General features: G+C 67.7%; 18 protein-coding genes. 10 read left to right on the forward strand and 8 right to left on the reverse strand.

The features are described from left to right. The first annotated feature begins 46 nt into the window (after positions 1-46). Positions 47-1159, forward strand: a complete 1113-nt coding sequence (locus Aple_RS29675) for an NAD(P)H-dependent flavin oxidoreductase (RefSeq protein WP_155348010.1) — start codon at positions 47-49, stop codon at positions 1157-1159. A 51-nt stretch (positions 1160-1210) separates the two neighbouring features. Here the strand turns inward: Aple_RS29675 and Aple_RS29680 are convergent, their stop codons facing one another. Next, complete coding sequence (locus tag Aple_RS29680; protein ID WP_155348011.1) at positions 1211-2020, reverse strand: crotonase/enoyl-CoA hydratase family protein; 810 nt, start codon at positions 2018-2020, stop codon at positions 1211-1213. 230 nt (positions 2021-2250) lie between these two features. Between Aple_RS29680 and Aple_RS29685 the strand changes: the two genes are divergently transcribed. From Aple_RS29685 to Aple_RS29705, 5 genes are all read left to right on the forward strand, one after another. Next, positions 2251-3795 carry an acyl-CoA synthetase gene (locus Aple_RS29685; protein WP_155348012.1) on the forward strand — a complete coding sequence of 515 codons (1545 nt, stop codon included), beginning with the start codon at positions 2251-2253 and terminating at the stop codon, positions 3793-3795. Positions 3796-3907: 112 nt separating this feature from the next. Continuing rightward, complete coding sequence (locus tag Aple_RS29690; RefSeq protein ID WP_155348013.1) at positions 3908-4813, forward strand: Zn-ribbon domain-containing OB-fold protein; 906 nt, start codon at positions 3908-3910, stop codon at positions 4811-4813. Further along, positions 4813-5814 (forward strand): thiolase family protein, encoded by a 1002-nt coding sequence (locus Aple_RS29695; RefSeq protein ID WP_155348014.1) that lies wholly within the window; start codon positions 4813-4815, stop codon positions 5812-5814. Before Aple_RS29690 ends, Aple_RS29695 begins: the two co-directional genes overlap by 1 nt. Further along, a complete protein-coding gene (locus Aple_RS29700) occupies positions 5814-6962 on the forward strand; it encodes a thiolase family protein (protein ID WP_155348015.1) in 1149 nt (382 codons plus the stop codon). Before Aple_RS29695 ends, Aple_RS29700 begins: the two co-directional genes overlap by 1 nt. A gap of 9 nt (positions 6963-6971) precedes the next feature. Beyond that, the gene (locus Aple_RS29705) at positions 6972-8561 is read left to right on the forward strand and encodes an acyl-CoA synthetase (RefSeq protein ID WP_155348016.1); all 1590 of its coding nucleotides are present in this window, start codon (positions 6972-6974) and stop codon (positions 8559-8561) included. On the opposite strand, the gene Aple_RS29710 is transcribed toward Aple_RS29705, so the two are convergent. Next, a complete protein-coding gene (locus tag Aple_RS29710) occupies positions 8562-9194 on the reverse strand; it encodes a LysE family translocator (protein WP_155348017.1) in 633 nt (210 codons plus the stop codon). A gap of 427 nt (positions 9195-9621) precedes the next feature. Beyond that, entirely contained in the window at positions 9622-10071 is a 450-nt protein-coding gene (locus Aple_RS29715; protein WP_155348018.1) for a hypothetical protein, read from the reverse strand. Between the two features lie 158 nt (positions 10072-10229). Between Aple_RS29715 and Aple_RS29720 the strand changes: the two genes are divergently transcribed. Continuing rightward, positions 10230-11174, forward strand: coding sequence for a threonine ammonia-lyase (locus Aple_RS29720; protein ID WP_155348019.1), 945 nt, complete (start codon positions 10230-10232; stop codon positions 11172-11174). Here the strand turns inward: Aple_RS29720 and Aple_RS29725 are convergent. Both Aple_RS29725 and Aple_RS29730 read right to left on the reverse strand, forming a co-directional pair. Continuing rightward, positions 11171-12901, reverse strand: a complete 1731-nt coding sequence (locus tag Aple_RS29725; RefSeq protein WP_246264868.1) for a substrate-binding and VWA domain-containing protein — start codon at positions 12899-12901, stop codon at positions 11171-11173. The two genes, Aple_RS29720 and Aple_RS29725, sit on opposite strands and share 4 nt — an antisense overlap. Before the next feature lie 69 nt (positions 12902-12970). Then, positions 12971-14311 carry a M20/M25/M40 family metallo-hydrolase gene (locus tag Aple_RS29730; protein ID WP_155348021.1) on the reverse strand — a complete coding sequence of 447 codons (1341 nt, stop codon included), beginning with the start codon at positions 14309-14311 and terminating at the stop codon, positions 12971-12973. A 221-nt stretch (positions 14312-14532) separates the two neighbouring features. Between Aple_RS29730 and Aple_RS29735 the strand changes: the two genes are divergently transcribed. Both Aple_RS29735 and ald read left to right on the forward strand, forming a co-directional pair. Next, positions 14533-15912 (forward strand): aspartate aminotransferase family protein, encoded by a 1380-nt coding sequence (locus tag Aple_RS29735; protein WP_155348022.1) that lies wholly within the window; start codon positions 14533-14535, stop codon positions 15910-15912. Between the two features lie 58 nt (positions 15913-15970). Further along, positions 15971-17086, forward strand: a complete 1116-nt coding sequence (gene ald / locus Aple_RS29740) for an alanine dehydrogenase (protein ID WP_155348023.1) — start codon at positions 15971-15973, stop codon at positions 17084-17086. Here ald and Aple_RS29745 read toward each other — a convergent pair. Then, positions 17083-18483, reverse strand: coding sequence for a tetratricopeptide repeat protein (locus tag Aple_RS29745; protein ID WP_155348024.1), 1401 nt, complete (start codon positions 18481-18483; stop codon positions 17083-17085). The genes ald and Aple_RS29745 overlap by 4 nt on opposite strands. 219 nt (positions 18484-18702) lie before the next feature. Here Aple_RS29745 and ggt point away from each other — a divergent pair, with 219 nt between their 5' ends. Beyond that, positions 18703-20487, forward strand: coding sequence for a gamma-glutamyltransferase (ggt, locus tag Aple_RS29750; RefSeq protein ID WP_155348025.1), 1785 nt, complete (start codon positions 18703-18705; stop codon positions 20485-20487). Positions 20488-20689: 202 nt separating this feature from the next. Here ggt and Aple_RS29755 read toward each other — a convergent pair whose 3' ends face one another. Both Aple_RS29755 and Aple_RS52290 read right to left on the reverse strand, forming a co-directional pair. Continuing rightward, positions 20690-22138 carry a flavin-containing monooxygenase gene (locus tag Aple_RS29755; protein WP_281361623.1) on the reverse strand — a complete coding sequence of 483 codons (1449 nt, stop codon included), beginning with the start codon at positions 22136-22138 and terminating at the stop codon, positions 20690-20692. Between the two features lie 325 nt (positions 22139-22463). Then, complete coding sequence (locus tag Aple_RS52290) at positions 22464-22637, reverse strand: hypothetical protein (protein WP_170321725.1); 174 nt, start codon at positions 22635-22637, stop codon at positions 22464-22466. Positions 22638-22689: the final 52 nt, after the last annotated feature.

Here is a 22689-nt window from a genome sequence, read left to right on the forward strand (position 1 = left end):
GTAGAACGCGTTGCAGTTTTCGTGGTTTGCCTCGTACGGTTAGGGCATGCGAACGCGGGTCACGGACATGTTCGGGATCGAGTTTCCGATTTTCGCCTTCAGCCATTGCCGGGATGTCGTCGCGGCGGTCAGCCGGGCGGGGGGAATGGGGGTGCTCGGGGCGCTCTACTTCACGCCGGAGGAACTCGAAACCGAGCTGAAGTGGATCGACGAGAACGTCGGGGGCATGCCCTACGGGGTTGACGTGGTCATGCCCGCGTCGTACGAAGGGGCGGATCTTGGGGTGGACTCGCCTGAGGATCTGCTGGGGCGGCTGCAGGGGATGATTCCCGCCGGGCATCGGGCGTTTGTGGATGACCTGCTGGAGAAGCACGGCGTCCCTGCTTTGAGCGGGGACGACGCCGGGCGGGCGCTACTCGGGTGGACCGACGCGACCGCGCGGCCGCAGGTAGAGGTGGCTCTGCGGCATCCGATCGCCCTGCTGGCCAACGCGCTCGGCCCACCTCCGGCCGATGTGGTCGAGCAGGCGCATGCCAAAGGCGTCAAGGTGGCCGCCCTCGCGTCCACGCCCCGGCACGCGATCAAACAGGTCGAAGTCGGGGTAGACGTGGTCGTCGCCCAAGGAACCGAGGCGGGTGGTCACACCGGTGAAATCTCTACCATGGTGCTGATCCCGCAGGTCGTGGACGCGGTAGATGTGCCGGTGCTGGCCGCCGGCGGCATCGGCGACGGCCGTCAGATGGCAGCAGGCATGGCCCTCGGCGCCGAGGGCGTCTGGACCGGCTCAATCTGGCTCACCGTCGAAGAAGCCGACACCCCCGAAATGGCCAGACAACGCATCCTCGCCGCCACCTCCCGCGACACCGTCCGCTCCCGCTCCTGGACCGGCAAACCCGCCCGCCTCCTCAAGAACGAGTGGACCGACGCCTGGGAGTCCACCGACTCCCCAGGAACCCTCCCCATGCCCCTACAGTTCATGCTCGTCTCCGACGCTTTACGCCGCATCGGCCGCTCCGACGCGGCCGAACTGGCAACCTTCCCGGCCGGCCAGATCATCGGCACGATGAACCAGGTCAAGTCCGCCCGCCAGGTCGTATTCGAGATGGTCGAAGGCTATGTAGAGGCGATGGACCGCCTCGGCCGGATAACAGAGGATTAGTCGCACAAACACGGCTGCGTACCTGCGGATCTGTACATCGATCACCCGGCGTTAGGAGCCTTCGTAGCGTGGGGGGCGTTTTTCGCGGAAGGCGCGGGAGCCCTCCTTGGCGTCTTCTGAGGCGATTACCGGCCAGCCGAGGTTGTCGGAGATTTTGAGGGCTTCGTCTTCGGGGAGGGCGAGGGTTTCGCGGTAGGTGCGGAGGATGGCTTGGACGGCGAGAGGGCCGGAGGAGGCTATGTCTTCGGCTAGTTCGATGGCTTTGGGGAGGGCTTGGCCGTCGGGGACGATCTGGTTGATCAAGCCCATGCGGTAGGCCTCGGGGGCGGTGATGGCGCGGCCGGTGAGGAGGAGGTCCATGGCGAAGGCGTACGGGATCTGGCGGGGGAGGCGGACGGCGCTGCCGCCCATGGGGAAGAGGGCGCGTTTGGCCTCGAAGAGGCCGAGGGTGGCGGATTCGGCGACGACGCGGAGGTCGGTGCCGACGAGGAGCTCGGTGCCGCCGGCTACGGCGTAGCCTTCGATGGCGCTGATGATGGGTTTGGTGGGCATGTCCTCGCGGAGGAGGCCCTTCCAGTGGAAATTGGGGATTTCGGCGGCGCGCTGGCGGACGCGGTCGTCGGTGGAGGGGGCGCCCATGGCTTTGAGGTCGGCGCCCGCGCAGAAGGTGTTGTTCGCGCCGGTGAGGATGCCGACGCGGACGCCGGGTTCGGCGGAGATGTAGGCCCAGGCTTCGGCCATGCCGATGAGCATGTCGGTGGAGAGGGCGTTCCTGGCTTCGGGGCGGTCCATGGTGACGATGACGAGATGGCCGTCGCGTTCGACCCGGCAGTGGGGTGTGCTGATGGGCAGAAGTTCCACGAAGTCTCCTCAGGCAACCAAGCGTCCGGCCGTACTGTTAGTAGAACCCGTTCTGTCTCCTTGCGGCGATGGTCGCCGTGAGGCGTGCGTCCTGCGGCAGGCGCCTTCGTCCGTGCACGTGGCCGTGCTCGCGACACAAGCGCTTGTTCAGTCATGCTCGACCGGGTTAATCTGCCGCAAGGTAGAACAGATTCTCGTTTGTGTTTCCCGCGCGGACAAGGGAGTTCCGGATGGGTTCGCTCGGATTCTGGAGGCTCGCACAGGCCGATCCCGAGTGGATCGCGGCCGTCGATCCGGATGGGACGGAGCATTCGGCGGGTGAGCTGCTGTCCCGGGCCAATCGTCTCGTGCACGGGCTGCGCGAGTTCGGGCTGCGGCCGGGGGATGGCATCTGCGGGCTGGTGCCGAACGGGGTGGACGGTCTCATCCTGTATCTGGCGGCGCTGCAGGCGGGGTGGTACTACACGCCGATCAACTGGCATCTCACCGGTCCGGAGATCGCTTACATCGTGGCCGACAGCGAGGCGAAGGCGTACTTCGTGCATGAACGTTACGCCGAGGAGGGCACGCGCGGGGCGGGGGACCTGGCGCCGGAACGCCGATTCGCTTTCGGCGCCGTTGACGGTTTCCGCCCGGTCGCGGACCTGACCGAGGGCCGCCCGGACACGCTCCCGCCGGATCGTACGGCAGGCGCGAGCATGCACTACACGTCCGGAACGACCGGCAAACCAAAGGGTGTACGTCGTCCGCTCAGCGGTCTGGATCCGGATGAGGGCGCGGAGCTGATGACCTTCCTGCTCACCCTGTTCGGCATGACCCCCGGCAGGCCCAACGCCCACCTGGTCACCTCTCCGAACTATCACACCGCCGTCACCCAGTTCGGCGGCACCGCCCTGCACATGGGCCACACCCTCGTCTACATGGACAAGTGGGACGCCGAAGAGACCCTGCGCCTCTGCGAGCGTTACCGGGTCAGCAACTCCCACATGGTCCCAACCCACTTCAAACGGCTGCTTTCCCTCCCCGAAGAGGTCAGGCGCCGCTACGACCTCTCCTCGCTGCGCTGGATGATCCACGCCGCCGCGCCCTGCCCTGTCCCGGTCAAGCAGCAGATGCTCGATTGGTGGGGCGATGTCGTGTACGAGTACTACGCGGCCACCGAAGGCGGTGGAACCATCGCCACCCCGCAGGACTGGAAGAAACACCCGGGAACTGTAGGCAAAGCCTGGCCGATCAGCGAACTCCTCATCGTGGACGATGAACTCGAAGAGGCCCCCACCGGCACACCCGGCACGATCTACATGAAGATGATGGGCCTCCGCTTCGAGTACAAAGGCGACCCCGCCAAAACCGAGGCGAACCGCCTGCGTGACTACTTCACCGTCGGCGACATCGGCTACCTGGACCAGGACGGCTTCCTGTTCCTCTGTGACCGTAAAGCCGACATGATCATCTCGGGTGGGACCAACATCTACCCCGCCGAGATCGAGAACGAAATACTCATTCACCCCAAAGTCGCCGATGTCGCCGTTTTCGGCATTCCGGATGACGAATGGGGCGAGCAGATCAAGGCCATCATCGAGGCCGCTCCCGGCGCGACCCCCGGCCCCGAACTCGCCGACGAAATCTTGGGCTCTTTGCAAGGACGCCTGTCCAGGATGAAATGGCCCAAGACCATCGACTTCATCGACGAGATGCCCCGCGAACCCAACGGCAAGCTGCTGAAACGCAAACTCCGGGCCCCCTACTGGGAAGGCCGGGACAGTGCCATCTGACGTGCCCACGCCATTCAAGGTGAACGCGGATCCTTGCGCGAACGCGGCATCTGGCGTGAATCTAGGCCTGGCGTGACCTCGGATCCTGACGCCAACGTGGAGGCGCTCCAATATGACCGCGGAATCTGAACTGTCAGCGACCCACGTCCTGGAGTTCCCCGGCGGCTACACCAGGACCACGGGACCGGTGATCGGCCGTTTCCTGACCGAATTACGCGACGCCCGGATCGTGGGCGTACGAACCGCCGACCAGCGCACTCTCGTCCCCCCGCTGGAATACGACCCCCACACCGGCGACCCGGTAACCGATGAATTCGTCCAGGTCGGCCCGGCGGGAACGGTCGCCGAATGGGTCTGGGTGCACGCGCCGCGAAAGAACCACCCCCTCGACCACCCCTTCGCCTGGGCATTGATCAAACTCGACGGTGCCGACACCACCCTGGTGCACGCGGTGGACGCGGGCCACGTGAAGGCGATGCGCCCAGGGCTCCGCGTGCGCCCCCGCTGGCGCGCCGAACGAATCGGCCAGATCACCGACATCGAATGCTTCGTCCCCGAAGTCACGATGATCGTCTCCCCGGTCCGCGCCGAATACACGCTCAAACCCGGCCGGGCCCTCACCCGCTTCCTCGAAGGCGTGCGCGACGGCGTCTTTCTGGCGGGACACTGTGCGACCTGCGACAAGGTCTACGTCCCCTACCGCATCTCCTGCCCCGAATGCGGCTCCCTGATCGCGGAGGAACGCCAGGTCTCCGACACCGGGACGATCACCACATTCGCCATCAACAACCTGCCCGACCCCCGCGCCCCCCAGGTGCCCTTCGTCTCCGCGTACATCCTGCTGGACGGCGCCGACACCCCGATGATCGCCCTGGTCGGCGACGTCCCCGCCCACGAGGTACGGCAAGGCATGCGCGTCCGCGCGGTCTGGCTCCCCGAGTCCGAACGCACCCTCGCGATGACCAACATCAAATGGTTCGCTCCCACCGGAGAGCCCGACGCCGAGCTGGAGAACTGATGCGTGAGGTGGCGATCGTCGCGTTCGCCCAGACCGTGCACACCGACCACGACGCCGGCCTGACCGAACCGGAGCTCCTGCTGCCGGTGATCGAGGAGGTACGGGTCAAGTCGGGCCTGAGAAGGTTCGGCTTCACCTGCTCGGGCAGCTGCGACTACCTGGCCGGAGCCCCGTTCTCGTTCGTGTCCGCGCTGGACTCGCTGGGCGCCTGGCCGCCGATCTCGGAAAGCCACGTCGAGATGGACGGCGCTTTCGCCCTGTACGAGGCATGGGTCCGCCTCCAGCACGGCGACGTCGACTCCGCCCTCGTGTACGGCTTCGGCAAGACCTCCATGAGCGATCTCCGAGAAATCATGACATTGCAGCTTGATCCATACTATTTAGCCCCACTGGGATTGGATCAGATCTCCTTCGCCGGGCTCCAGGCCAGCGCCCGAGGCACCGATCGCGCCGAGCTGGACGCGATCGTCCGCCGCAGCAGAGCCGACGGACGAACCAACCCATACGCGCTCAACCTCCCCGACCCCACCGAGGAAGACGACGGCCACGTCGCGCCGATCACCGACGGAGCCGCAGCTGTCGTCCTCGTCGCGGGCGAGCAAATCACGAAATATCCCCGCCCCGCCTACATCACCGGCATCGCCCACCGCATCGAGCCCCACTACCTGGGCATGCGCAACCTCGCCCAATCGACCTCCACCGCCGACGCCGCGACAGCCGCGGGAGTCGGCAAGGGCCCTGTCGACGTCGCCGAACTGCACACCCAATTCAGCCACGAAGAGCCAATCCTCCGCGAAGCCCTCGGGCTCCCCGCGGACACCGTGATCAACCCCTCCGGCGGTCCACTCGCCGCCAACCCCGTCATGGCCACCGGCCTGATCCGCATCGGCGAAGCCGCCCAGCGCGTCCTCGACGGAACCGCCCGCCGCGCCGTCGCGCACGCCACCAGCGGCCCCTGCCTCCAGCACAACCTGGTCGCCGTCCTTTCGAGCGAGGTCTGATGGGCAACCGTTGCGCGATCATCGGAATCGGCCAGACCCACTACACGACCAAACGCCGCGACGTCTCCATGGCCGGTCTGGTCCGGGAGGCCGCGCTGCGCGCGCTGGCGGACGCCGGGCTCACCTTCAAGGACATCGACGCCGTCGTGATCGGCAAGGCGCCCGACCTGTTCGAGGGCGTGATGATGCCGGAGGCGTATCTGGCGGACGCGCTCGGGGCGGCGGGCAAGCCGATGACGCGGGTGCACACCGCCGGTTCCGTGGGCGGGTCGACCGCGCTGGTGGGGGCGTCGCTGATTCAGGGCGGAGTGCACGAAAGGGTGCTGGTCGTCGCGTACGAGAAGCAGTCGGAGTCCAATGCGACCTGGGCGCTTTCCACGCATCTGCCGTACAACGCCTCGCTGGTGGTCGGCGCGGGCGGCTATTTCGCGCCGCACATCCGCGAGTACATGCGCCGCTCCGGCGCGCCCGGCCACATCGGCACGCTGGTCGCGGTCAAGGACCGGCAGAACGCGCTGAAGAACCCCTACGCGCACCTGAAGATCCCCGGCATCGACCGGGCCATGGTCGAGTCCACGCCCATGCTCTGGGAGCCGATCCGCTACCTGGAGACCTGCCCGTCCTCGGACGGCGCCTGCGCGATGGTGCTCGCCGCCGAACACGCGGTGACCGGCCGCCCGGCCTGGGTGCACGGTACGGCGATGCGTTCGGAACCGATATTCCGGGCAGGCCGGGACACGGTGAACCCGCAGGGCGGCAAGGACTGCGCCGCCGACGTCTACCGGCAGGCCGGCATCACCGACCCGCGCCGCGAGATCGACGTCGCCGAGGTGTATGTGCCGTTCTCCTGGTATGAGCCGATGTGGCTGGAGAACCTGGGTTTCGCCGCCGAGAACGAGGGCTGGAAGCTGACCGAAGCCGGATGTACGGCCCTGGACGGCGACACCCCGTGGAACGCCTCCGGCGGCGTGCTCAGCAGCAACCCGATCGGGGCCTCCGGGCTGATCCGGTTCGCCGAGGCGGCGCTCCAGGTGCGCGGCATGGCCGGAGAACACCAGGTCGAGGGCGCCAGGAAGGCCCTCGGACACGCGTACGGCGGAGGCGCGCAGTTCTTCGCCATGTGGATCGTCGGAGCCGACAAGCCCTGAAGGAGTCCCATGGAGTTCAACCATGCCGACCTGTTCGAAGGACTCGCGGACACGATCGGGGACCGTGTAGCCGTCATCTGCGGGGACGAGCGGGTGACATATGCCGAGCTGGACGCGCTGGCGAACCGGCTCGCGCACCATCTGGCCGCGCAGGGGGTGCGGGCGGGGCAACATGTCGGGATTCATCTGTACAACGGGATCGAGTACATCACCGCGATCCTGGCCGCGCTGAAAATCCGGGCGGTGGCGGTGAACGTGAACTACCGCTATGTCGAGGCGGAGTTGCTCTATCTGTACAACGACTCGGACATGGTGGCGCTCATTTATGACGTGGAGTTCGACGAGCGGGTGGCGGCGGTCGCGCCGGGGGTGCCGTTGCTTCGTCACCTGATCGCGGTGGGTGGGGAGTCGCGGGTTCCGGGGGCGGTGCCGTACCGGACGGCGCTGGTCGAATCGTCGGACGCGCGGGGGTTCGAGAGCCGGTCTGGGCAGGACATTTACATCATTTACACCGGCGGCACGACGGGGATGCCGAAGGGGGTGATGTGGCACGTCGAGGATCTGTTCATGGCGTTCGGGGGTGGGAACCCCTATGGCGCTCCGCTGTCCTCGCCCGATGCGGTGATCGAGCAGGCCCGTAACTCCGGGCCGATGATCATGATGGCCGCCGCGCCGCTGATGCACGGAGCCGCTCAGATGGGGACGTTCATCGCCTGGTGGATGGGCGCGACGATGGTGTACGTCCCGAAGTTCGACGCCCGCGCGGTCCTCGCCGCGGTCGACCGCGAGAAGGTCTTCACCATCAACATCACCGGCGACGCGATGGCCCAGCCGCTGGCCGACGCGATCGCGACCGGCGAATACGACCTGTCCTCCCTGCTCGTGGTCAGCTCGACCGGCGCGATCCTGACCGGCTCCGTCCGCGACCGTTTACAGGCCCTGCTCCCGAACAAGATGATCATGGACAGTTTCGGCTCCACCGAATCCGGCTACACCGCCTCCGCCGTGTCCGGCTCGTCCCCCGAAACCGGCCTCAAATACCAGCCCAACGCCAACTCGAACATGGCCGTCCTGGACGCCGACCTCAAACCCGTCCAGCCTGGTACGGGCGAGATGGGCACCGTGGCGAAAACCGGCCGGATCGCCTTCGCGTACTACAACGACCCCGAGAAGACCGAACAGACCTTCGTCACCGACGCCGACGGCGTGAAGTGGCTGCTGACCGGAGACCTCGCGGTGGTCGAGGAGGACGGCACGATGCGCGTCTTCGGCCGCGGCTCCCAGTGCATCAACACCGGCGGCGAAAAGGTCTTCCCCGAAGAGGTAGAAGCCGTCCTCAAAGGCCACCCCGACGTCTTCGACGCCGTCGTCACCGGTATCCCCGACGACCGCTGGGGCTTCAGCGTGGCCGCCGTAATCGAACCTCGCGCCGGAACAACCCCCACAGCCGAAACCCTGGACGCCCACTGCCGCGCGAAACTATCGGGCTACAAGGTCCCCCGCACCTACGCCTTCGTCGACGAAATGGTGCGCTCTCCCGCCGGCAAGGCCGACTACCGCTGGGCCAAGGAAACCGCACAAGCCGCCCAGGGCACGTAGCTACTTGCGGCCCTCACCCGTGAGGGCCGCCACCGCGCCGAGCCCCAGGTAGATCACGCCACTGCCGATGTCGAGGCGGCGGCGCGCCGTGGCCGACCGCCGTATCCGCCCGGCCAGCGATGCGGCGATGAGGACATAAGTCCCGTCACTCGCCATTCCAAGCACGATCCAGATCGCCCCCAACAGCACGATCTGCGGCGCGAGCGCCCCAGCCGCCGGATCGGCGAACTGCGGCAGAAAGGCCAGAAAGAAGATCGCCGTCTTCGGATTGAGCACGTTCACCACGAACCCCTCCCCGAACAACCGCGACGAGGACGCCACATCGGGCTCGCCCACCTCCGCCCCCGGCCGACCCAGCAACTTACGAACACCAAGCCAGACCAGATAGGCCGCCCCAAGGTATTTGACCACCATGAACGCCGGGGCCGACGTCGCCAACAGCGCACTGAGCCCCAACGCCGCCGCAACCACATGCACAACGGACCCCGCATGCACCCCAAGCACAGACACCAACCCCGCGGTACGCCCCTGCGCCACACTCCGCGTCACGATGTAGACCACAGCGGGCCCAGGAACGATTAGGAGAGCCAACGTGGCCATCGAGAAAACGGCAAGAGCGGCGATATCCGGCATAACCCCAGACGATACGGAGAAACGGCTCCCAATAGCACCTGATTTGTCAACGACGATAGATCAACAACGCGCCCAGATGATCACCAGCGGTTCCGTCGCTCGGACTCCTTCGGGTGACCCGCCGCGACTTTCGTGAGCCAGATGGTCTTATCGGTATCGTCGATGACATACCAGATCCGACCTCCGGCGGTGATTTCGTACTGCCATTGCTCGAGGTCACGGCCGTCATGCTTTACCGTGCCCAGCGCTCCACTGAGGGGATGCTGGCGGTCGTCGACGCGGCGAGGGTCGCCGGTGAGGTCGAGCCAGCACCGGTCGCAGTTGCCTGGGACCTGCGCTCGGAGTTCCCGCCAAGCGCGCCATGCCTTGGCGTTGGCCGCGCGGACCACCCACCCGGTTGGCCGGCGGATTTCTTCACCTCGGCCGCTCATTTCTCGCCGTCGATGCTTTGTCCGCCTGTCCCGTCGAAAGGATCGAGGAGGTCGCGGGCGATCTCGGGGTTGCTCCAGGCAAGGGCGGTGGAGGTCCAGGACCGGCGCGCCCGGGCGTAGGGCATCAGTTCGCCGGTGTCGGCTCCGGCGAGAAGGTGGGCGAGGAGTTCGCGGACGCACTGGGGGCGCTCGTTCTCCGGCAGCCAGGTCAGCCAGGGCAGGTCTTCGGCCAGCGCCTCCTCGGCGAGCGCCCGGTTGGCCCGGGCCACGATCGTCATAGACCGGGCCAGAGTCAGCAGGGCGTTGCGGGCAGCCTGGTAGCGCTCATCGCGGACCAGCCAGACGTTCTCGGCGTCTCTGCGCTCAAGAAGGACGTCGGCGGCTTCCAGTTCGGGAAAAACGTCGTTGCGCTCGCGGGCTAGGGCGCTGAACGGGAAGGACTTCATGCTCCCATAGTACTCATCTAGTGCATCACTAATGCAACACTATGGCTCTCGGTCGCATTCGTGCGGTGCCGAGTCGCGCTCGTCCCGCCCACTGCGGGTGCGGCTACGCCGGGATCTCCGTGGTTGCCGGATTGTGGCGTGGGCATCAAGGTGTGCCTATGACGGAAATGCGAGACGTGCTCAAAGCTCGGCAGGTTCTGGCTGGGTATCTGCCTGAGACGCCGATGTGGTCCTATCCCGTGCTGAACGCGCTTGTCGGTGCCGAGGTGCATGTCAAGCATGAGAACGTGCAGCCGACCGGGGCGTTCAAGGTCCGGGGTGGGATCACGCTGCTGGCGGGGATGGCTGATCGGGAGCGCGGGGTGGTGGCGTACTCGACGGGGAATCACGCGCAGTCGGTGGCCTATGCGGCGCGGGTGTTCGGGGTGCCCTGTTCGATCGTGATGCCGGAGAATCCGAATCCGGCCAAGGTCGCGGCGGTTGAGGCGCTTGGGGCGAGTGTGGTGGTGGCGGGGGCCACGATGGTCGAGGCGGGGGAGAACGCGCGGGCGCTGGCCGACGAGGAGGGGCGGCGGCTGGTGAGTCCGGCGGATGAACCGGACATCATCGCGGGTGTGGGGACGCTCTACTACGAGATGCTTACCCGGCAACCTGATCTGGATGTCATCGTCGTGCCCGTGGGCAGCGGGACGGGGGCTGCTGCGGCCTGCGTGGTCGCACGGGCCCTGGCACCGCGCTGCCAGGTGATCGCGGTGCAGTCGGCGCAAGCCCCAGCGGCCCATGATTCATGGCGGCTGGGAGAGCTCGTCCGGCGGCCGATGAAGACAACGGTTGACGGGCTGGCCACAGGATCGGCGTTCGCCCTGCCGCAGCGCATCATGCGCGGGGGATTGAGCGATTTCATCCTGGTCTCCGATGACGACTGCCGCGCCGCCCAGCGGGTGCTGGCCAATGACGTGCACACCCTCGCGGAGGGCGCGGGAGCCGCCGCGCTGGCCGTGCTGCTCGCCCGGCCCGCCGATTTCGCGGGCAAGAAGGTCGCCATCGTCTGCAGCGGCGGCAACGCCGGCCCAGCGGATATCGCGCAGCTGAGTGGTGGTTAGAAGTTGGAGATGACCGCGGTGAAGATCTGGTCGATGCTGTTGGATTCGCGGGAGTCGTAGGCGGCGGCGTTGGTGGATTGGGAGATTTGCTGGAGGACGGTGAGGTCGGCGTCCTCGCCGTAGGCGATGGTGAACATGCGGACGGATTCCTGGCCGGGTTCCTTGCGGAGGTCGGGGAGGAGGTCGTCGAGGGCGATGGAGGCCTGGTCCTCGTTTCTGCCGTCGGTGAGGAAGACGACGGCGTTGATCGCGTCGTCGGTGTGGTGGGTGAGGACGTGGCGGTAGGAGGCGAGGGCGGTGTCGTACAGGCCGGTGCCGCCGTTGGGGATCAGGGATTTGATGCGGGCCTTGAGGGCGGGTGCGGTGCCGCGGTTCATGGGGACGAGTTCGCGGTAGTCGCGGGTGCCTCGCTGCTTGGTGGAGAAGATCCAGAGGCCGACGCGGTCGTTGGGGCCGAACTGGGGGAGGGCGTTGACCGCGGCCTGCTTGGCGAGTTCGAGTTTGGTCTTGCCGGTGCCGCTGACCTCGGCGGACATCGAGCCGGAGACGTCCATGACCATGAGGACGTTGGCGGGTTTGCGGAGGGTGGCCCAGCTGGTCAGGATCTGGTCGAGCACGCCGGGTAGCGGCACGTTCAGCCGGGTTTTGGGTTGCTTCGGGTCCAGGCCGTTGGCCGCGGTGATCAGTTTCCCGGGCCTGCCCTGGTAGGACCGGAAGGCGAAGGACGCGAACTCGGCCTGCTGGGCGTCCTCATGGAGATATTTCAGGAAATCGGCCGCGGCGGCGCGCTTGGTCTTGTCGGCCCAGGAGAGCACCGCGTAGGGATTGTCGGAGAAGAGCGTGCCCTCCTTCGGATAGATCGCCACCAGCGGAACCTTCGGCTTGCGATGCTGCCCCAGCGTCTTCGGATCCCCCGTCGGATTGCCCTGGTTGTAGTCCCAGACCGACTTCTCCTCGACCGTAACAGCGGATATATACGACATCGCCGCCCCCGCGTCATCCGCCCGCTGCAGGTTCGACAGGAAGGTCAGCGTCGTATCCCCGTAGTGCACGATCGACCGCTCCACCCCCCGCACGAACTCCCGCGTCTTCCCCTCGTTCACATTCGCCTTCACCAGATCCCCCGACAACCCGGTAGCCGCGAAATACGCCCCAATCGTCGCATTCAACCCAGACGTGGAAAAATTGGGATTTGTCTTGCCGAGCCGGAACGCGCCCCACTCCGGATGGCCGTACCTCGCCCATCCTTCCGGATCATCCCCGAGCTCCAGGATGTCCGACCAGCCCAGCTTCTTCCGCGGCCACCCCATCGCCTCCGCCATCGGCTCCGGCATGGCGATCACCAGCGGCGTGCTGGCGATCGAAGGATTGTCCTTCCCCACCGGCCCGCGCCCCTTGACCCGCTGCGCCAGCAGCGTGATCCACCCCGATCCCGCGGGCGACCACACATCCGGCCGCGGCCCGTCCACCCGCTCGTCCCACCCGCGCGCGAGCGCCTGCATCGCACCCCCGGACGCCTTGGCCTGCACCACGACCTCGACACAGTTCCCGCGATACCCGGCCGCGATCTGGCGCAGCAGCTCCGCCTTCTCGCTGGACGCCGCCACCACGAGCTTCGTCGCGTCACAAGCCCCGAACACGGTACGGACAACCACCACGACCGCGCCCACGAGAATGACCGCCACGATGACCGGCGCGAACCCCCGCCGACGCCGCTGCTGGTTCAACAGGCCTCCCGGAAATCTCAGCCTTGCCTCTGAGATTTCCGACGAATAAGGACCTGCGTTAGTTGCAGATCACAGCTCCCCGTACGCGGCCAGGAAAAGCGCCTCGGCTGTGGCCACCCGGCGCAGCTCCTCCAGATCCACCCGCTCGTTCGGCGCGTGAATCGAGGCGTTATCGTCCTCCGCGCCGTACAGCATGATCTCGGCGGCCGGGAACTGCCGGGCCAGCGTCGACACGAGCGGGATCGACCCGCCCTGTCCAACCTCTCTGGGCGCCCGCCCGAAGGCGCGCTCCATGGCCCCGTTCAGCGCGGCCCGCGCCCGCCCGCCGGACTCGGCCAGATACCCGGCCCCCATCACATGATCGGAGAACGACACCTGCGCCCCCCACGGCGCGACCTGCCGCAGGTAGTCCGTGACATCGTTGAGCGCCGTCTTCGGATCCCCCGTCGGAGGGGTGCGGATCGTCACCCGGGCCCGCGCCACCGCCTGCACCGCGTTGATCGCCCCGGACACGGTCGGCACGTCGAGCCCGGTCACCGTCACCGCGTACGACGCCCAGAGCCGGTCGGCCAGCGAACCCGAACCGGCCAGCGACACGCCGTCCAGCACCCCGGCGGTGACTCGGAACTCCTCTTCCGAGGAGGCCTGGCCGCGGAAGGACCCGCGCGGCAGCCCCGGCACCCGCAGGTCGCCGCTGTCGTCGTGCAGCGCGGTGAGCATGCGCATCAGCGCGGCCAGCGCGTCCGGCGCGGCCCCGCCGAAGGAGCCGCTGTGCACGGCCTCGCGGAGCGTGCGCACCTCGACGGTGAACGCCGCCATGCCGCGCAGCGTGGTGGTCACCGCGGGGTCGCCCACGCGCGGGTTGCCGGCGTCGGCGACCACGATCGCGTCGGCCCTGATCAGGTCGGGGTTGTGCTCGACGAACGCTTCCAGGCGCTCGCCCGCGTACTCCTCCTGGCCCTCCAGGATGACGCGGACACCCACCGGGAAGCGGCCGTTGAAGGCGCGCAGGGCGGCGACGTGGAGGATGATGCCGGATTTGTCGTCGGCGGCGCCCCGCCCGTAGAGCGCGCCGTCGATCTCGGTCGGCTCGAAGGCGGGGGTGCGCCACAGCGCCGGGTCGCCGGGGGGCTGCACGTCGTAGTGCGCGTACAGCAGGACGGTGGGGGCGCCGGGTGGCGCGGGGGCTTCGGCGTAGACGGCGGGGAAGCTGCCGGCCACCGGGATCTGCCGCACGTCGGGGAGCCCGGCCGAGCGCAGCAGCTCCTCCGCGAGGGCGGCGGCCGCGCGCACGGGCTCCTCGGGATGTCCGGGAAACGCCACGGACGGGATGGATACGAGCCGTTTGAGGTCCTCTACCGCCTGCGGCATGCCCGCGCGGACGGCGTTCTCGATTTCCTCTGGTGCCACGTCAAATCCCTCACTATCTCAGCATTCGGTCCGCCCATTGCACCACAACGCGCGCCGAGGGTCGGGGATGCCCAAGAATCTCCTGACGGATTTCGTTGCTGTTACATGTCGATGTAGCGGAATCCGAAGTCTTGCCAGATTGACGCCACGCAATCGCTTGGCAAATGCCGAACGGGCGATGCACACTGTGGGGGACTCAGGCCACCCGAGGGAAGTATGAGATGACCAACGCCGAAGACCTGCAGAAGGCCGCTCAGGACCACCTCTGGATGCACTTCACCCGGCACGGCTCCTACGCCGGCGGCGAAGTGCCGATGATCGTTCGGGGCGAAGGCGCCTACATCTACGACGTCCACGGCAAGCGGTACCTGGACGGCCTCGCCGGGCTGTTCGTGGTGCAGGCCGGGCACGGCCGGTCCGAACTGGCCGAAGCCGCCGCGAAGCAGGCGCAGGAGCTCGCGTTCTTCCCCCTCTGGTCGTACGCGCATCCCAAAGCCGTCGAGCTGGCCGCGCGGCTGGCCGAAGCCGCCCCCGGCGACCTGAACCGGGTCTTCTTCACCACCGGCGGCGGCGAGGCCGTCGAAACCGCGTGGAAGCTGGCCAAGCAGTATTTCAAGCTGGTCGGCAAGCCCCTCAAGCACAAGGTGATCAGCCGCCAGATCGCCTACCACGGCACTCCGCACGGCGCCCTCTCGATCACCGGCATCCCGCCGTTCAAGCAGGCCTTCGAGCCGCTCGTGCCCGGCTCGGTCCGAGTCCCCAACACCAACTACTACCGCGCCGAGGAGATCAGCGGTTTCCCCGGCCTGACCCCCGAGCAGTACGGCCGGTGGGCCGCCGACCGGGTCGCGGCCGCCATCGAGATGGAGGGCCCCGACACGGTGGCCGCCGTCTTCGTCGAGCCGGTGCAGAACGCCGGCGGCTGCTTCCCGCCGCCGCCCGGCTACTTCCAGCGCCTGCGCGAGATCTGCGACCGCTACGACGTGCTCCTCGTCTCCGACGAGGTCATCTGCGCGTACGGCCGGCTCGGCACCATGTTCGGCGGCCAGAAGTTCGGCTACGTACCCGACATCATCACCTCGGCTAAGGGCCTGACCAGCGGATACTCCCCACTCGGCGCGATGATCTGCAGCGACAGGCTGTTCGAGCCTTTCGCCACCGGAACCGAGATGTTCGGCCACGGCTTTACCTTCGGCGGGCATCCCGTGTCGTCGGCGGTGGCGCTGGCCAACCTGGACCTGTTCGAGCGGGAAGACCTGCTGGGCCACGTGACCCGCAACGAATCGATCTTCCGCAGCACCCTCGAACGCCTCCTTGACCTGCCCATAGTTGGAGATGTGCGCGGGTCCGGGTACTTTTGGGGCATTGAACTGGTCAAGGACAAGAACACCAAGGAGACGTTCTCGGCGGACGAGTCCGAGCGGCTGCTCCGCGGCTTCCTCTCCAAGGCCCTGTTCGAAGCCGGTCTCTACTGCCGTGCCGACGACCGCGGCGACCCCGTCATCCAGCTCGCCCCCCCGCTGATTGCCGGGCCCAAGGAGTTCGACGAGATCGAGTCGATCCTGCGTTCCGTCCTGACCGAGGCGTGGGCCCGGCTCTAGCCCAAATCACACTGGCTGGCTGAAGGCGACCGGCCATATCACAGCAAAGGACCTACCAATGAAGATCGGCGTGCCTGCCGAGGTCAAGAACCACGAGTACCGCGTCGCGGCCACCCCGTCGGGTGTGCACGAACTGGTCAAGCATGGTCATGACGTGCACGTCCAGCGCGGGGCGGGGCTTGGATCGCACATCGGCGACGAGGAGTATCTCGCGGCGGGGGCGAAGATCCTGGACACCGCCGACGAGGTCTGGGGCGAGTCCGAGATGGTGCTCAAGGTCAAGGAGCCCGTCGCCGAGGAGTACCACCGGCTCCGCAAGGGCCAGATCCTGTTCACCTACCTGCACCTGGCCGCGTCCCGGCGGTGCACGGACGCGCTGCTGGACAGCGGAACCACCGCCATCGCGTACGAGACCGTGCAGGTGGGCAACACGCTGCCGCTGCTCGCCCCCATGTCGGAGGTGGCCGGACGGCTCGCGCCGCAGGTCGGGGCCTACAACCTGATGCGGTTCAACGGCGGGCGCGGGGTGCTGCCCGGCGGCGTGCCCGGGGTGGCGCCCGCGAAGATCGTGGTGATCGGCGGCGGCGTCTCCGGGCTGCACGCGGCGCAGATCGCGGTCGGCATGGGCGCCGAGGTCACGATCCTGGACGTCAACATCGACCGGCTGCGCTTCATCGACGCCATCTACCAGGGGCGGCTGAAGACGCTGGTCTCCACCGCGTACGCGATCGAGCAGGCCGTGCTCGACGCCGACCTGGTCATCGGCGCGGTGCTGATCCCCGGCGCGAAGGCCCCCACCCTGGTCTCCAACGAGCTCGTCTCCCGGATGAAGCCGGGTTCCGTGCTGGTGGACATCGCCATCGACCAGGGCGGCTGCTTCGAGGACTCGCGGCCGACCACGCACGCGGAGCCGACCTTCCCGGTGCACAACTCGATCTTCTACTGCGTCGCGAACATGCCCGGTTCGGTGGCCAACACCTCCACCTACGCGCTGACCAACGCCACTCTGCCGTACGCGGTGAAGCTGGCCAACCTCGGCTGGCGGGCCGCCCTGCTGGGGGACGCCGGGCTCGCGCTCGGGCTCAACGCGCATGAGGGCGCGCTCACCTACGAGCCGGTGGCGGTGGCGCACGCGCTGCCGTACACGCCGGTCGCCGAGCTGCTCGCCGCTTAACTTAGGCCGAGCCGTTTGCGCAGGTCGCGGGCGGTGGCCAGGACACGTTCGATCTCGGTCGGGGTCGGCCACGGGGCCGTGCCCGGCCGGATCAGCGTGGCCCGCACCGAGCTCAGGTGCTCCACGGCGGAGGCGTGCAGGCCGGACTTCTCGGTCAGCCAGGTGACCGGGTCGAGGGGCTCGCGCAGCCGCCGGGTCAGCAGGTCCCAGGTGCCGAGGATCTCGGTCAGCTCGGGCACGGTGAGCGTGCTGCCGCCCCGCCGCCCGGACGCGGCCACGGCCAGCTCCGCCCTGGCCGCCAGCTCCGGTTCCGCGTTCCGGTCCCAGCAGGGTTTCGGCGGGGCCGACAGCCACTGCTCGGCCTCGGCGGGCTTGCCGGTGACCGACAGCAGCGTGCCCAGCTCCAGCGCCGCCCGGTAGTGCCCCGCCGCCGCGGCCTGCCGGAACCAGTGCTCGCCGCCGTTCAGATCGGCGTGCTCGGCGATCAGCAGCAGCCCGAAGTTGTACGCCGACTCGGCGTCCCCGCTGGCCGCCGCCCGCCCGAACCAGTGGCTGGCCGCGGCCGAATCCTCCAGCTCGACGCAGACGAACCCGGCCATCCGCTGGTCGTCCACCCGCCCGGCGCGGGCCGCCCGCTCGAACCAGGCCCTGGCCGTCCGCAGATCGCGGCGGGCCAGCGCGATCGCGCCCAGCTGGGACGCCGAACCCGGATGGTCGTGCTGGGCGGCCAGCCGGTAGAGCACCTCGGCGCTCTGCGGGTCGCGGAGCGCGTGCAGCAGCAGGCCCAGATGGTGGGCGGCCTCGGCGTGGCCGCCGCGCGCGGCGAACTCCCACCAGTGCCGGGCTTCGCCTTCCTCGCCCGCCGCGTATCCGAGGAAGCCCAGGTCGTGGGCGGAGGCGAGGTCGCCGTCGAGGGCGGCGCGGCGGAACCAGTCGCGCGCTTTGCCGAGCTCGCCCGCGTCCTCGCAGAGCAGCGCCAGGCGGCGGGCGGCCCGGCGGGAACCGGCCTTGGCGGCCGTCTCGTACCACCGCCGGGCGCCCGGCGCGTCGCCCTTCTGCTCCAGCAGCAGGGTGGCCAGGTTGACCGCGGCTTCGGCGTCCCCGGTGCCGGCGGCGAGCTCGTACCAGCTGATCGCCTCGTCCAGGGTGCCGTGTTTCTCGTGCCACATGCCGAGGTTGAACGCGCTGTCCACGTTGCCGGCCCCCGCCGCGCGTTCCCACCAGTGGCGGGCGGCGGCGCGGTCGCCGCGCTGCGCGTAGAGGCGGCCGAGCCGGTGGGCAGCCAGGGCGTCCCCCGCCTGCGCGTCGGCGAGCAGGTCGGCCTCGCCCTCCCCGGCGCGGTGCTGCCGGGGGATGGGTGGCGGCGGGGCGGTCGCCACCTCTGGCCAGATTGTCATGCCGGACAGGGTGGCACGTGATCGCGTTGTTACGGAACGTAATTGCGAGTTCCTTACGCGGAGGGGGTCGGTGAATGTGAATGAATCCGTACGTGGCGCAGGTGTCGTGAGTAACTTAACGTAGTCATCGAGTGCCCGCCAGTAACAATTTACTGTTGGCTGGACGTGCTTGACTGGCTGAGTCATGCTTGGTGATCGCCTATGTGGTGGAGGTGGCAAATGGGACGAATCTCCGGAACCCTGCTCGGCACCATCGTGACCGTGGGCTTGGTCGCGACCCCCGTACACGCCGATCAGACCAGCTTGGCTGCCGGTCTTGCGGGTTTGGTCGCTCCGCATGCCGGTCAGGCTAAGAAACCCGTGGCGGAGGGCTATGGCGGGGCGGTTGCCACCGTCGACCTGGACGCCAGCAAGGCCGCGCTCAGCGTGCTCAAACAGGGCGGAAACGCCATGGACGCAGCCATTGCGGGCGCGGCCACCCTCGGCGTGACCGAACCCTATTCCGCCGGGCTCGCCGGTGGCGGTTTCCTCGTCTACTACGAGGCCAAACGTGGGCGGGTCGTGACGATCGACGGCCGGGAGACCGCGCCCGCCGCGATGACCGCCACCACCTTCGAGGGCATCCCGTTCGCGGACGCCGTCACCAGCGGCCTGTCCGTGGGCGTGCCCGGCAGCGTCGCCCAATGGGACCTAGCCCTGCGCCGCTACGGCACGTTATCCCTGCGGCAGGCGCTGAAACCCGCGATCGACGTGGCCACCAAGGGCTTCGTCGTCGATCAGACCTTCGTCGACCAGACCGCCGCCAACGCGGCCAGATTCGCCGACTTCACCTCCACCGCCGCCCTCTACCTGCCCGGCGGCCAGCCACCCGCCGTCGGCTCGGTCTTCCGCAACCCCGACCTGGCCCGCACCTACCGCGAACTCGGTGACCGCGGCCCCTCCTGGCTGTACGGCGGCAAGCTCGGCCAGGACATCGTCGCCACCGTCAAGAACCCTCCCGTCACCCCCGGCTCGCCCCGGGTCGTACGCCCCGGCCTGATGGAACTCGCCGACCTGCGCGCCTACCGCGCCCTCACCCCCGCCCCCACCCACGTCCGCTACCACGGCCTCGACGTGTACGGCATGGCCCCACCCTCCTCCGGCGGCTCCACGGTCGGCGAAGCCCTCAACATCCTCTCCGCCGCCGGCCACGTCGGCCTGCACGAATACCTGGACGCCTCCCGTCTCGCCTTCGCCGACCGCAACGCCTACGTGGGCGACCCGGCATTCGTGAACGTCCCGCTGAACGAGCTGCTGTCCGCCCAGTTCGGCAAGGAGCGCGCCTGCCTGCTCACCGACACCGCCCTCCCGCATCCGGCCGCCCCCGGTTCCCCCGACGGCTCGTACGGCCCCTGCCCGCCGCCGGTCACCGCCGCCGACCCCAAACAGCAGCCAGAAGGCCCGGAAACCACCCATCTGGTGGTGTCCGATCAGTGGGGCAACGTCGCCGCGTACAACATCACGATCGAGCAGACCGGCGGCAGCGGAATCGTCGTCCCCGGCCGCGGCATCCTCCTCAACAACGAACTGACCGACTTCACCTTCGGCCCCGCCCCCGGCGACCCCAACCTGCCCGCCCCCGGCAAACGCCCACGCTCATCGATGGCCCCAACGATCGTCCTCAAGCACGGCAAACCACTCCTGGCCGTGGGTTCACCCGGCGGCGCGACCATCATCACCACAGTCCTGCAGATCCTGGTCAACCGCTTCGACTTCGGCATGCCCCTCCCGGAGGCCCTCGCCGCCCCACGCGCGTCCCAGCGCAACATCGCCGCCACCCAGGCGGAACCGGCCTTCATCGCCCAGTACGGCCCTGACCTGCAGGCACGCGGACACGTTTTCGCGTCGACACCGGAAATCGGCGCGGCAACGGGCCTGGAATTCCTCAGCCGAGGCAAGGTCCAGGCCGTCGCCGAGCCAGTACGTAGGGGTGGTGGGAGCGCCCTGGTCGTCAGGAACGGTTGATCTGGCCTCGGGGCTCATGAGGATGGCGATACATCCTCGATTGCCACGCGAGTTCGTGCCGTTGTTCCCTGCGTTCGTGGGGACGGCGGCACGGCCTTGGCTGGTCGTGAGTTGGTGTCGTTGTTTCCCGCGTTCGTGGGGACGGCGGGGCGGGCGGAGCCCGAGGGCAGACGACGGACTGAGTGAGTGGGGCCTTTTGGTTTCAGGGAGGCTTGATTAGTTCGTAGGCGTTTGGGTTTGCTTTGCGGGTTTTGGCCCAGTATTCGAAGGTGAAGCCGGGCCAGAGCGTGCGGTTCTTGCCGTGCTCGTCCAGGTACCAGCTGTGGCAGCCGCCACTGGACCAGACGAGGCGTTCTAGGCGTTCTTGTAGGCGGTCGTTGTAGGCGCGGGAGGCCTTGGGGGTTACGTCCATCGCGGCGGCTTTGGTGCGGGAGAGCAGGCGCAGGCAGCTCATGATGTAGCGGACCTGGGCTTCGATCATGAAGATGACCGAGGTGTGGCCGAGGCCGGTGTTGGGGCCGAGCAGGAAGAAAAGGTTCGGGAAGCCGGGGGTGGTGATGCCGTGGTACGCCTCGATGCCGTGCCGCCAGGCTTCCTGGATCTTCAGGCCGTTCCTGCCGATGATGCGCTGCTCCTGGAGGGCGTCGACGACCTTGAAGCCGGTGCCGTAGATGATCACGTCGACGGGGACTTCGCGAGGGCCCGCGACGATCGTGTGGTCGCGGATCTCGGTGATGGCGTTGGTGATCAGTTCGACATTTGGCCTGGTCAAGGTCGGGTAGTAGTCGTTGGAGAGCAGGATGCGCTTGCAGCCGATGGTGTAGTCGGGGGTGAGCCGGGCGCGCAGGGCCGGGTCCTGGATCTGGTTGGCCAGGTGGCGTTCGGCAAGGATTCGGTGGACTTTCATGAGCTTGGGGTCCAGGGCGAAGCCGAGAGCGCGGGTTTCGAGGAGCCAGTAGATCGTGTTGCGGAAGGCGCGGGTGGCGCCCGGGAGGTGCAGGGCCTGGCGGAGGCGAGTGGGGACGGGGATGTCGGGTTTGGGTTGGACCCAGGGGGCGGTGCGCTGAAAAATATGCAGGCTGGTGGCCTGTTGGGCAATCTTGGGGATGAACTGGATCGCGGAGGCGCCGGTCCCGATGACGGCGACCCGCTTGCCGGTGAGATCGACGGAGTGATCCCATTCGGCGGAGTGGAAGGCAGGCCCCCCGAACAACTCACGTCCCGAAATTTCGGGATACGACGGGATGTGAAGCGCACCGATTCCGGAGATCACCGCGTTGGTACGGAACGCCGTTCCGGTTCCCGTGGCGACCCGCCATTGGTTGGCCGTGTCGTTGTACTCCAGGCCAGTGACTTCCGTACCAAACCGAAAGTGCTCCTCAAGGCCGTATTTTTCGACGCATCGTCGTAGGTAGGCCCAGATTTCCTCTTGTGGGGAGAACATCCGGGTCCAACCGGGGTTGAGCTCGAATGAGTACGAGTAGAAGTGGGACGGTACATCGCAGGTGCATCCGGGGTAGGTGTTGTCCCGCCAGGTTCCGCCCAGTTCCGCGGCCTTCTCCAGGATGACGAAGTCGTGGTATCCCGCCGCCTTGAGCTTGATCGCCATGCCGATTCCAGCGAAGCCCGAGCCGATGATCGTTATCCCCACTGGCCCTCCCGGAAGTCCCGATGCACGGCCGATACCCCGATGCAGCGGAGGGCTCGCCGGAAATCACCCTCGTCCCGAGGACGGAACCCGGGCCGCAGCCGTGTCAGCGCAGTAAGTCCATCATGACCACGCCCACCCCGACTTCGTCCAGAGGCCCGGTATCCCCGAGCGCGCGGTGAAGCGCTCAATGGCGACGATGATGCCCACTCGCTCGAGCCAGAACCGCGCAACCGACCGGGGGCAGGGCGATGGTCGGTTACGATCCGCTGCCGAGCATGACAAAACCGCCGACGGGCGCGGTCGTCGGCGGTTGCTTATGAGGTTGTCAGCCGATCGCGAGGTACGCGACGACGGCGATCACGACAAGAAGCGCGACGCCGGCGGCGATCCAGATCGGAAGCCGGGACGGCGGTTCCTGGGCGGACGCCGTCTCCTGCTGGCGGGCGAATGCCTTGAACTGCTGCGTGTTCCCGGCTGGGTCAACCTGAGGGTCGGACATGAAAGAAACTCTAGCGACACACCCTGCGCACATGACACCTGTTTGTCGGAAT

The sequence above is a fragment of the Acrocarpospora pleiomorpha genome, from assembly GCF_009687885.1.
Classification (GTDB): Bacteria; Actinomycetota; Actinomycetes; order Streptosporangiales; family Streptosporangiaceae; genus Acrocarpospora; species Acrocarpospora pleiomorpha.